Consider the following 10,818-nt stretch of genomic DNA (forward strand, 5'->3'; position numbering starts at 1 on the left):
ATCCACATTTCCTACTCTTAATCAGCATGACGACCAAATTAGTTCCATCTTGAATCACGCTGTGTGTGCAGTGATAAAAGGTTAAATAAAGTTGAAAGGAGAATGCTAGTTTGTTAATTGATAAGAATTCCCCTCTTCCCATTTACCATCAGATTGAAGAGTATATTAAAGATCGTATTATAAAAGGCGATCTAAAGCCTGGTGATGTTCTTCCGTCCGAACGTGAGTATTCACAGCTTTTTGAAGTAAGTCGAATGACGATTAGACAAGCCATCAATAAACTTGTTAACGATGGCTATCTTTACCGAAAAAAAGGAAGCGGCACGTTTGTGGCCGAAAAAAAGTTTGAGCAAGCGCTACAAGGCTTAACGAGTTTTACAGAAGATATGAAAGCTCGAGGATTAAAACCAAGTAGCCAACTTCTCCACTTTGAAATTATTCCTGCCTCCCTTAAAGTGGCAGCCACCCTTCAGGTCGCTGAACATACACCTGTGTATGAAATCAAGCGTATCCGTTTAGCTGATGGTATCCCCATGGCACTTGAAACTTGTTACATCTCAGCTAATTTAATTAAAGGGTTAACAGAAGAAGTGATAACCCACTCGATTTACGATTACATCGAAGGGAAACTGCAATTGAAAATTGGCGATGCCACTCAAATTATTGAATCCTCTTTAGCTTGCCAAACTGAAGTTGAGCTATTAAACATCAACAAAGGTTCACCTATCCTTCTTATTGAACGGTGTACGTACTTAGCAAATGGCACTCCTTTTGAAGTAGTTCGCTCATCTTATCGAGCTGATCGCTATAAATTCGTATCACAATTAAAACGGTAAAGTTGGAGGTAACTAATGATTCAAGCCTACTTAACTAATATTAAAGAGTTACTGATAAAGCTTGAGACCGCTCCAGAAAACAACAGTCTTCGAATGGCTGCTGATAAAATCACCGAATCTATTTCAAAAGGTGGCATCGTTCATGTTTTTGGATGTGGGCACTCTCATATTCTTGGTGAAGAAGTATTCTATCGTGCCGGGGGGCTTGTGCCTGTTCGACCTATCCTAGTCGATGAATTAATGCTCCATAAAGGAGCTCTTCAATCATCAACCTTAGAGCGAAGTCACGACTACGCTTCATCTTTTCTTAGTAAGCAAGATATTCGCCAAGAGGACAGTTTAATTGTTGTCTCTACATCAGGAAGAAACCCTGTTCCGATTGACGTAGCGCTTCATGGAAAACAACAAGGTGCCTTTGTAGTTGGTATTACTTCCTTAGATTATTCAAAGAACCAGACGTCAAGGCACAAAAGTGGAAAATTTTTATGTGATGCTGTTGATTTGGTTATTGATAACTATGCCAAACCAGGAGATGGCGTTCTTTCTTTGAGTGAATCAGGTCTTTCATTTGGTCCAAGCTCATCCATTATTGGCTTAACGATTATTAATAGTATAATGGTAGGCGCCATTAATCGATTACTTGAATTAGGCTTAGACCCTCCTATTTTTAAAAGTGGCAATATCGACGGATCTGATGAACATAATCAAAAGTTGATCGAGCAATATAAAGATCGTATCACCATGTTCTAACCATACTTCAAAAAGCATCGGGAAACCCGATGCTTTTTCCTTTAACACTAAAACTTATCAGTAAGTTACTATGTTAATTGTTTCTGATCCATTTTTTTGAATGCTCCGTATGCTTGTTTTGGTCTTCGTCTCTCCAACGGATATACTCAAATACACTTTTGCAATCACCGCAATAAAACTGTCTAACAAGTTGCGCTGTGCCAAATGGCGCGATTAAATTGACATTTTCTGAATTGCAGAAGGAGCAAAATGGCTTTTCCGTTCTAGTGGACATTCGCAACCTCCCCTTTACCTTTTAAGTTAGCCACTTGGTCGTTAAATTGCTTAGCGAGCTGATGGGGAGCAAGATACCCCTCTAACTCTTTCGTTTTCTCTATTTCCTGCAACCAAGCTTCGGCTTCAACTAAAACTTTATTTAGCTCTTCTTCAAATTTCCTCGGAACCGCACCAACATCGTTCAATAACTTTAATGCCCAGCCCTCAGAGTAGACACAGTGTTCTTTATGCTCTAAGTACAGCTTATTGATTTGAGCGATGACGTCCTCGTGATTGGCCTCTGCCATCCTATCCATGACGACATCTATAGCCAAGTTCACTGCATAAAAACCAGCCATTAGTTTTACCCAACTATTAATTGCTTTCACTTCAGAGAAAGCTTTTCCCGTTTCACTTTTATGATCAGGCTTTTTGCCTTTGTGCCCTTTTAAATCTAGCGTCCATTTATATAGAATTCTAGCATGACCTAATTCACCTTGAGCAATGGCAACCGATGCTAGAGTAGATTCAATATCAGGTCCACTAAATCCAATCTCAACTAAACGATCACCTAAAATATATTTATTATCTGCAATGCCTTCAATTAATTGAATTAAAGCGGTGTTACTCATAATACCTCAGCTCCTTTTACACGAGATTCATAGTTCATTACACCCTCTGATAAAGCAACCTTTAAAAAATGATTTTTTCTTACGACAAACATTTCAAACCAATCTTCTTCATCATACGTATAATTAGCAAACACCTTTGCTAGATTATCAGAATCGGCATCGACAGAGCCTATAAATAAAAGCTCATCTCCTCGTTTAATTCTTGTAAACACATAGTATTCTTGTTTCTCATTATTCATTTTGAACTCACACCCCAATGCTTTAATTGATCTTTCGCTTTATCACTTAAACGGTCAACTGTCCATGCAGGTACCCATACGACATGAATATTCACCGTTTTCACACCTTCCTCTTCTAAAAGACGCTTTTCAATATCACTTTCAATCCATTCCATACAAGCACAAGAGGAAGCCGTATACGTCATTGTAATATCAACCGTACCACCTTGCTCTTTTATGTCATAAATAAGGCCCATATCGACAACGCTTATAGGAAATTCCGGGTCCATCACTTCTGTTAGCGCTTTCCAAAATCTTTCTTCTGTAGGAGTTACTATTTTTGTCATGATCAAACCACCTCATTACGAAGATTTTCTAATTCAACATACCCTTTTTGAACTCGATCAATAAATTCTTTGTTTTGCGGACCACGAGCTTTAAATCTCTTAATGACATTCTCCCACGTATCCGGTTGATCAAAATGCCATTTCTTATTCTCCGCATCAAATACACATGGAAATGGAACATCTAATACATATTTTTCAGTTTCTTCGTCGTAGTGAGCTGGCACTTTCACTCCAATTTTTTCACAGAAAGGAATCGCTGTAGATAACCACACTTGACGAAGTTCATCATTGGTTTTGCCTTTTAAGCTATATTCTAATTGAGCAGATCTACTTTTTAAGTTATCCGCAACCCCAAAGAACTCAAGTGCCATTAAGAACATCCAATCTACAGCTTCCTGTACTTGATTCGCCGTTTCAGGATCCTTCATCGCATTTCTCATAATAACCTCTCCGTTACGAAGGTGAAAAAGTTCCTCTTTATCAACCTTTACTAGCGCTCTTTTCCATGGACCATACGTCGTATGTTGATAAGCATCACCTAGCAATGTGTAACCTGCTCTATCAAAAAATGCGTTAAATACCCCTAATTCAATCCAATTGTCTAATTTATAGTCAAAGGCATGCGGATTTTTCCATTTATGAGCTTCGCGGTTAAACATTAGACTTTCAATGTCTTCCCCTAAATCCTTTAGTAGACGCCAAGCGATATGCGCATGACCAATCTCGTCTTGCATAACGGCTAATGCGGTAATTTTTAAATTTAAGCTCGGTGCTTGTTCGTAAACCGTTAACAACGGAGGTACACTTAAAAGCTCCGTATCCGCTACGATGTGTAACGTCTGTTTTAACGCATCTAAATACTCGTCATTCATATCCTCTTCTTTTTCTAAAATAAAGCCCTTTTTGATTTTCTCCAACAATTCCTCTCTTCTCATTACAAACACCTCATTTTTATTTATTATGTTTTATTTTCTAACGTTTATATAACGTAATATAAAACAGATTGAGTATTCTGTCAATAATTTTATAAAAATTTTTATTACTCTTATATTTTTTTATATTTTTAACCATAAATACAGTAAATAACTTGTGAATAGTGCTAATTTAAAGGGGGTTCTTCCCTAACCTTTTAAATAGATCCAATGACAAAGCCATTTATGAAATAGGGATTAGCTTTTAGTCCCTATCTTCAAAATTCATTTTTATATCATGTTTTTATTTTTATCGTTTTAATAACGTAATATAAACATTAAGTGTTTTAGTGAAAATCTAGTAATTTGGGCTAAATTGATTTTTTGTTCCGCTTGGGGTGTTTGGATATGGACTTAGCAGAGCTCTACTAAGTCCTCCAATTAATAGACATTTCATAAGGTAGAGACTATGATTTAGATAACATTACGTATAAAAGGAGATAAAAAATGAGAGAAGTTACTGTAGTTGGTGCCGTCATTCAAGATGAAAGCAAGCGCGTCTTGTGCGCATTAAGATCAAAAGAGATGATCTTAGCTAATTATTGGGAATTCCCTGGAGGTAAAGTAGAAAAAGGAGAAAACTATCCTGAAGCATTGACAAGAGAAATTCAAGAAGAATTAGGTTGTACTGTTTTAGTGGAGAAAAAAATAACGGAGGTCACCCACGATTATGACAACATGAGAGTACATTTGCACACGTACTTATGTAGGATTCGAAACGGCAACCCAGTTGCTAAGGAACATGCCAAAATACAGTGGGTGGAACTAGATCAATTACATCAATTGAATTGGGCACCCGCTGATATCCCTACTTTACAAATCATTACGGCACCATAAAGGAGATGTTTGATTAAGATGACCGATAGACCTTATCTTGCGCTCATTCAAGAATCCGTCCAACACGACGATGTCACATTTGAAGAGATCGCCCCTAATTATTTGTATCGTGCCAAAAAGGAGCAAAAGTCTTTTATTATGCATGATGTTGAAATTGGGTTAAATAATAGTGCTAGTTTAAAAATAGCCCGTAGTAAATCAGGAACCTACTCGGTTCTTAAAAAAGCTGGGATTCCAGCGGTGGAACACTATTTTTTATTAAATGATTCATCTAGGTTTTCCAAAAGTAACTCTTATCATTTGGCTGCTGGCCATTTTCATTCATTTGGGGAGAACATGGTGTTGAAGCAGGATGATGGCTCTCAAGGCAAAAATGTTTATCAAATTCATTCAGCAGAGGAGTTGCAATCCAAATTAAAGACGTTATTTTCTTTAGAGGTAAATGCTTGTCTTTCTCCTTATTATCCATCCACATACGAATATCGTATTATCATGTTAAAGGATGAGCCGAAACTATTCCTAGCTAAAGAACGAACTACCTCTTGGAAGCACAATTTGATAGGCGGAAGCCTCTCTAAAGAAGTTCCAGCTGCTCTCATTCCGATCTTATCAAAAATCGCAACAGATACATCTACAGCGCTTGAATTAGACTTTTGTTCAGTCGATATCCTTGATACTTCTCATGGATTGCTAGTACTAGAAGTAAACGAACAAGTGATGCTTGATGAGTACGTAAAAGGAGACCCCAACCGGAAAGAAAAAGTATCCGCTATTTACCGGGAAGCCATTTTAGAAAGATTTACCCGTTATTAAAAAAACAGAGGAAGATTTCAAGTGAAATCTTCCTCTGTTTATTTTCCAATATCGAGTAAGGAATGTCCGAAAAGGCGTTTGGCATTGCCAATGAACGTTTGAGTTCCGATGATTAAGATTAGGTCTATGTCTACATCCTTCTTCACATAATCCAATGCTTCAGCAAGAAAAGGAAAGCTCACACCGTTCGCATGATAGTTAAGAACGGTCTCTAAGGCATCTTCTGGAAAAGGCAAATGACTCCTATCTGGTTGGGTCACAATCATCTCATCAGACACTTCACTTAACACCTTCATGACCCCTTGATAATCTTTATTAGCCGGAACACCTACTATTGTAACTATTTTCTTCTCTCTTGTTTGATCAATAAGCTTTACAACGTCTTTAACATAGTTAGCGGTTGTTTCATTGATGGCTCCGTCTAAAATAACGGGTGGATTTGTCTGAATCACTTCACAACGTCCTGGCCATTGCAATTGTGTGAAACATTCTCTTAATATTCGTCCTTTTAATGGACCCTTTACGATATCCTCAGCAACACTTACTGCAATTCCTGCATTTATCGCTTGGAATCCTCCTAATAATGGAACCGATAAATGAGCATAAGTCGATCGTTTCGTTTTGACAGTAAAAGATGTACCTTTTGAAGTCATCTCGATCTGTTGAACTGAGAAGTCATTAGCATAGAAAGAATATCTCTTATCGTTTGGTAACCTTTCTTTTATTAAAGCGGTTGCCTTTTCAGATTGATGGTTAATGTAAATACGTTTCGTCTGCTCTTTGATAATTCCTAATTTATGCGTCACTATATTTGAAAGATGTGGGCCTAAGTTCGGTACGTGTTCTTCCATGATCGGCGTTATTACGGCCCACTCGTTATTTAAAACATTTGTATCATCATACTTTCCACCTCTCCCACACTCGATCACATTAATATCCGTTTGATTCTCTTTGAAATAACGAGCGGCAATAGCAATGGCAATCCCAATCGGTCCTTGGTATTCATCGTAAGATAAGTTTTGTTCGATCGTCTCAACAGATTCTTTGATTTGATTGCTAATCCTGATCAAATCTTGATCGGAAATCGCCTTTCCGTCTATTCGAATTCGTTCATTAAAATTAACTAAATGCGGTGAGGTGAATAACCCAACTTTCAATCCGTGATGGCTTAATAGTGAAGAGATGAACCTAGATGTTGAACCTTTCCCTTTACTACCGGTGACTAAAATAAATTTTTGCCCTTGATCAGGGGTGCCAATCAAATCGAGGAGACGTCTTGTTAATTCAGGCTTTTTTACCTTCTCATCTCTTACATCCTCTATATGGTCAATCGCCCTTACATAGGATTGGTATATTAAATCCTCTGCTTGTTTCACTGTATGGATCGACATCGTGTAGATCGCTTCCTTCTTGATTTCTAGTTTCTCTGATTCATTATAAAACAAATAATAAAAAAATGTTTAACTTCTAACGAATACGGGTAATTACTATTGTTCACATCTAAGACTGACAATCATGAGACAAAAAGACCGTACTAACTGGAAATTAGTACGGTCTTTCAAATTTTTTTAGTAAAAACGCAATAAATCACCATAAATAATTCTATCTGAGAACCCTAGATCTTGTTGCGCCTTTTCTATATAAGGTTCACAGTTAGCTGTAGAGGTTTCCCAGCCATACGGCTTACGGTAACAGACTCCTTTTGTATACACATACTTATCTGTAATAAAACTTCCATCTCTTAAGACAGCAAAAGAGTCACGCTCTGGTGAAAATAAATCAGAACCAAATTGAATATCATATTTAGAGTCGATTCCAAGTAAATGCATGATGGTTGGTTTAAGATCGATTTGCCCAGAAACGGTATCCATCGTCTCTTGCTTTTTGTGACCTGGAATATGAACAATCATCGGCACTCGCTGTAGTTGTATCGTGTCAAAGTCTGTAATTTCTTCTTTACCTAGAAACATACTCATCGCTCGATTATGATTTTGCGAGATTCCGTAATGATCTCCATATAAGATAAAGATAGAATCCTCGTACATGCCCTCTTCTTTCATTCGATCAAAGAAGTGTTCTACCGCATAATCCATATAACGCACAGTAGGAAAATAACGATTTAATGTACCGCTATTCGAGTCAAATTCATTAATCAACCGATCTTCCTCACCCAACTCAAATGGAAAATGGTTGGTTAACGTAATAAATTTCGTGAAGTATGGCTCAGGTTGGGATTTTAATAAATCAATTGATTGCTCAAAGAAATCCTTGTCTTTCAATCCCCAACCAATAGAATTTTCCTCATTAACCTCGTAAGAATTAATGTCAAAATACGTATCATACCCTAATGATTGATACATCACGTCACGGTTCCAGAAACTTTTGTTATTCGCATGCATGACCGATGTGTAATAACCATCTTTTGTTAAGATTTCAGGAAGCGCATTATAGGAATTACCTGAGTGCGTAAAAAAAACGGAGCCGCTATTTCGACCGAATAAAGAGTTTGCTAATAAAAACTCTGAATCTGATGTTTTACCTTGAGCCGTTTGATGATAGAAATTATCAAAGTAATAGCTTTCTTTAATTAATTCATTTAAGAAAGGTGTGATTTCTTCTCCATCTAACGTCTCGTTAATCACAAAGCCTTGTATCGATTCCAATGATAAAACAATTATATTTTTGTCTTTAGCAATGCCGAATAAATCTTCATTCGGCTCTTTATAAAGTTCATCTCGATACTCAATAATCTCTTCCATATCTGAACCATTCGCAAACACACGTTGCGTCTTTGACTGCGACTGAATAAAGGCATCATAGACGTGATAATTTAATATCCCAATGTTTTTCACTAACAACTCACGATCGAATGATCTCGTTAATAACTCCGTACGTTCTTTATGTGCAATTTGTAAATTCACAAAAAAGAGTAAGAATGCTAACGCAACGATCGCAAAAGCTTCGACCTTCTGCTTTTTCACAGTAGGAATTTTATCTTTTACTAGTAAGATTGTTAGAAGTAACAAATCTACAAACAAAAATAAATCTCGAAATGCCATTAACTCTAATACACTACTAGACAAATCCTTTGCGTTATTCGTTTGAAATAACACAGGGAGCGTAATAAAATCTGAAAAGAAACGATAGTATACTAGATTAAAATATAAAATAATCGTAGCAACAGCACTCATGACAATGACCATAATGTTTCTCGTCTTTCCACTGAAAAATAAACTAAGTCCTAATAATAGGACAACCGAACTTATTGGATTGATCATTAAGATAAATTCCTGAAGAAAATTATCCGTCGGGATTTTAAATCCTACTTTATAAATGATATATATTTTTAATGTAAGTAAGAGGACTCCTAAACCCCAAAATTGTAATCTCGATTTTACTGATTTTATGTTAACCATATATATTGCAAACCCCTTCCATCAAACATCTTAGCTCTAGTCTAGCTAGGCCAAGTTTGTCAACAAAGGGAATCATACCATATAACCATCAATATTGAAAACATTTGGAAGCGATTACATTCACGCAAATATAATCTTTTACTCCATTTTTCTTCCATTTATACATTATTTGAAAAGGATTTACGTTATGTTCATAAATCAATTCCCCTATCAAAAAGCACCTATATAAAATAGATGCCTTTAAAGAAAATTCTATTTTCCTTCTTCTCAAGCTTTTCTAGGAATATCAAACTATAAGGTAAAGTAGTCTACTTCTGGTAGTATTAAGTCCATTGAAAAAGGTGAAAACGCGAGGGTGTTGAAAAAGGTACGCTTTTTACCTTTTTCAGCACCCTCTATGCAATGAGTGTTCCGTTGCCTTCTTTTAAGCCTGCTATGAGCGGTTTTCTCATAGCAGGCGCGCAACGTGTGAAGTCATTGCACTTCCCCGAATCAGCTAAAAGAGACTTTTTCAGCAGTCTTTGAAAACGCCCCTTTTTCAATGGACACTCTCTTCCTCACTCCTTTGTACTGTAGTATTAGAGGGGAGCGATGCGGGGATGGTTCAATCTTTACTGCGAATGAATCGAAGGGGGTATTGCGGAGAAACTCAGCACCTCCTTTCATCATTTTTTGATAATATTCGCTATTCTTCAAACTAATTCCTCTACTACGCGAAAAATAGAATGATAGGTAATCTTACCCAATACTTTTTTCTAATTTCTTGGTTATGATTTCAACCTTTTAGCAAACATTACTAAAATAGACGCCCATCACTGAGCGATCTTCTATTCATTAACAATCCTTTCAATCTTATAGAGCGTTTTCCAAAGATGGCAATCGCTCCACATGCTACACGCCTCTAGGAGAACCCCACTCCTAGAGGCTTAAAACTCTGTAGCGGTTCCCCTCTTTGCTTCGAGTCTGTCTAAACCTGTCGATTTTCCTATTGTTCCACCTTGAAGCTGCCAGATGCTGTCGTAATCATGTACTTCTCGACTAAAGTCCCCTATAGACCAGCGACTTAATATTCCTAGGTATGTCGTTTCATTGATGTATTCATTCTCCTCAACTCTAATATTCGACCGATTCTTGGAGTTGTCATTGGCGTGAATAACCAATTGTCCTTTGCTTCTACCTTTTGGTCCACCATTCCATGAAGGACGTTTTGAATTTGACCTTCACTCATATCTAGTGGGTACATTTCCTCAAGCGTTTCTTCTATTTCAGTCTCAATTATCTCAAGTGTTGTTTGTCCTTTATCAATTGTTCCTTCAACCACAACGGTTTGGTTAGTTAACTTTGAATCAAGTGTTTTCAAAACAGAGTTTGAAATAACCACTGCCAAAATAATAATAAATAACAACGTAAGCCATGGAACCCTTTATGATAGATTAAACATTAAATAAAGCTTTGATATCATAAGCATTTCATCCCCAATCCTCTTTTCAACTCTTTTTTAAACTCTCCAATATCACAAAAAAACACGGTTTTTTAAAAAATACGCAGATTTTTCTTCGATGAAATGCTATTATTCCACTGGATATTTCAAGACACCTGAATTCCAATCGCGCTAGAAGTTTTTTAAGAAACACAAAAAAGCATTCCGTAATGGAATGCTTTAAGCTGCCTGGCAACGTCCTACTCTCACAGGGGGAAGCCCCCAACTACCATCGGCGCAAAAGAGCTTAACGACCGTGTTCG

13 protein-coding genes and 1 rRNA gene are annotated in these 10,818 nt (G+C 37.0%); 4 read left to right on the forward strand and 10 right to left on the reverse strand.

All coding sequences use genetic code 11. The annotated features are described in order from the left end of the window. Positions 1–110: 110 nt before the first annotated feature. The gene (locus PQ474_RS21615; RefSeq protein ID WP_273847674.1) at positions 111–836 is read left to right on the forward strand and encodes a GntR family transcriptional regulator; all 726 of its coding nucleotides are present in this window, start codon (positions 111–113) and stop codon (positions 834–836) included. A gap of 15 nt (positions 837–851) precedes the next feature. Beyond that, positions 852–1,586 carry an SIS domain-containing protein gene (locus PQ474_RS21620; protein ID WP_273847675.1) on the forward strand — a complete coding sequence of 245 codons (735 nt, stop codon included), beginning with the start codon at positions 852–854 and terminating at the stop codon, positions 1,584–1,586. A 73-nt stretch (positions 1,587–1,659) separates the two neighbouring features. On the opposite strand, the gene PQ474_RS21625 is transcribed toward PQ474_RS21620, so the two are convergent. Genes PQ474_RS21625 through PQ474_RS21645 form a run of 5 tightly spaced genes read right to left on the reverse strand, consistent with a single transcriptional unit; the run spans position 1,660 to position 3,973 of the window. Continuing rightward, complete coding sequence (locus PQ474_RS21625) at positions 1,660–1,860, reverse strand: PaaD-like zinc ribbon domain-containing protein (protein WP_273847676.1); 201 nt, start codon at positions 1,858–1,860, stop codon at positions 1,660–1,662. Continuing rightward, positions 1,850–2,473, reverse strand: coding sequence for a Phenylacetic acid catabolic protein (locus PQ474_RS21630; RefSeq protein WP_273847677.1), 624 nt, complete (start codon positions 2,471–2,473; stop codon positions 1,850–1,852). The genes PQ474_RS21625 and PQ474_RS21630 overlap by 11 nt, the downstream gene beginning before the upstream one ends. Then, positions 2,470–2,712 carry a hypothetical protein gene (locus tag PQ474_RS21635; protein WP_273847678.1) on the reverse strand — a complete coding sequence of 81 codons (243 nt, stop codon included), beginning with the start codon at positions 2,710–2,712 and terminating at the stop codon, positions 2,470–2,472. The genes PQ474_RS21630 and PQ474_RS21635 overlap by 4 nt, the downstream gene beginning before the upstream one ends. Then, positions 2,709–3,038: a metal-sulfur cluster assembly factor gene (locus PQ474_RS21640; RefSeq protein WP_273847679.1), complete on the reverse strand. Its 330-nt coding sequence runs from the start codon at positions 3,036–3,038 to the stop codon at positions 2,709–2,711. Before PQ474_RS21640 ends, PQ474_RS21635 begins: the two co-directional genes overlap by 4 nt. Positions 3,039–3,040: 2 nt before the next feature. Then, a complete protein-coding gene (locus PQ474_RS21645; protein ID WP_273847680.1) occupies positions 3,041–3,973 on the reverse strand; it encodes a Phenylacetic acid catabolic protein in 933 nt (310 codons plus the stop codon). A gap of 483 nt (positions 3,974–4,456) precedes the next feature. Between PQ474_RS21645 and PQ474_RS21650 the strand changes: the two genes are divergently transcribed. Both PQ474_RS21650 and PQ474_RS21655 read left to right on the forward strand, forming a co-directional pair. Then, on the forward strand, positions 4,457–4,846 hold the full coding sequence (locus tag PQ474_RS21650; RefSeq protein WP_273847681.1) for a (deoxy)nucleoside triphosphate pyrophosphohydrolase: 390 nt from the start codon (positions 4,457–4,459) through the stop codon (positions 4,844–4,846). An 18-nt stretch (positions 4,847–4,864) separates the two neighbouring features. Further along, on the forward strand, positions 4,865–5,659 hold the full coding sequence (locus tag PQ474_RS21655; protein ID WP_273847682.1) for an ATP-grasp domain-containing protein: 795 nt from the start codon (positions 4,865–4,867) through the stop codon (positions 5,657–5,659). A 38-nt stretch (positions 5,660–5,697) separates the two neighbouring features. Here PQ474_RS21655 and PQ474_RS21660 read toward each other — a convergent pair whose 3' ends face one another. The 5 genes from PQ474_RS21660 to rrf form a co-directional block, all read right to left on the reverse strand. Next, positions 5,698–7,050, reverse strand: coding sequence for a bifunctional folylpolyglutamate synthase/dihydrofolate synthase (locus tag PQ474_RS21660; protein WP_273847683.1), 1,353 nt, complete (start codon positions 7,048–7,050; stop codon positions 5,698–5,700). A 177-nt stretch (positions 7,051–7,227) separates the two neighbouring features. Then, positions 7,228–9,075, reverse strand: a complete 1,848-nt coding sequence (locus PQ474_RS21665) for an LTA synthase family protein (protein ID WP_273847684.1) — start codon at positions 9,073–9,075, stop codon at positions 7,228–7,230. Between the two features lie 926 nt (positions 9,076–10,001). Beyond that, a complete protein-coding gene (locus tag PQ474_RS26675; protein WP_390186915.1) occupies positions 10,002–10,235 on the reverse strand; it encodes a DUF6241 domain-containing protein in 234 nt (77 codons plus the stop codon). Further along, positions 10,148–10,480, reverse strand: a complete 333-nt coding sequence (locus PQ474_RS21670) for a hypothetical protein (protein WP_273847685.1) — start codon at positions 10,478–10,480, stop codon at positions 10,148–10,150. The genes PQ474_RS26675 and PQ474_RS21670 overlap by 88 nt, the downstream gene beginning before the upstream one ends. Positions 10,481–10,742: 262 nt before the next feature. Continuing rightward, positions 10,743–10,818: ribosomal RNA gene (rrf, locus tag PQ474_RS26780) — 5S ribosomal RNA — on the reverse strand; the annotation flags it as partial.

Source organism: Halalkalibacter alkalisediminis, from assembly GCF_028610705.1.
Lineage (GTDB): Bacteria > Bacillota > Bacilli > Bacillales > Bacillaceae_D > Halalkalibacter > Halalkalibacter alkalisediminis.

Bases quoted from the DNA above. Each gene is read 5' to 3' on its own strand.
- PQ474_RS21620 (WP_273847675.1), top strand. From the start codon at position 852: ATGATTCAAGCCTACTTAACTAATATTAAAGAGTTACTGATAAAGCTT.
- PQ474_RS21625 (WP_273847676.1), bottom strand. From the start codon at position 1,860: ATGTCCACTAGAACGGAAAAGCCATTTTGCTCCTTCTGCAATTCAGAA.
- PQ474_RS21630 (WP_273847677.1), bottom strand. From the start codon at position 2,473: ATGAGTAACACCGCTTTAATTCAATTAATTGAAGGCATTGCAGATAAT.
- PQ474_RS21635 (WP_273847678.1), bottom strand. From the start codon at position 2,712: ATGAATAATGAGAAACAAGAATACTATGTGTTTACAAGAATTAAACGA.
- PQ474_RS21640 (WP_273847679.1), bottom strand. From the start codon at position 3,038: ATGACAAAAATAGTAACTCCTACAGAAGAAAGATTTTGGAAAGCGCTA.
- PQ474_RS21645 (WP_273847680.1), bottom strand. From the start codon at position 3,973: ATGAGAAGAGAGGAATTGTTGGAGAAAATCAAAAAGGGCTTTATTTTA.
- PQ474_RS21650 (WP_273847681.1), top strand. From the start codon at position 4,457: ATGAGAGAAGTTACTGTAGTTGGTGCCGTCATTCAAGATGAAAGCAAG.
- PQ474_RS21655 (WP_273847682.1), top strand. From the start codon at position 4,865: ATGACCGATAGACCTTATCTTGCGCTCATTCAAGAATCCGTCCAACAC.
- PQ474_RS21660 (WP_273847683.1), bottom strand. From the start codon at position 7,050: ATGTCGATCCATACAGTGAAACAAGCAGAGGATTTAATATACCAATCC.
- PQ474_RS21665 (WP_273847684.1), bottom strand. From the start codon at position 9,075: ATGGTTAACATAAAATCAGTAAAATCGAGATTACAATTTTGGGGTTTA.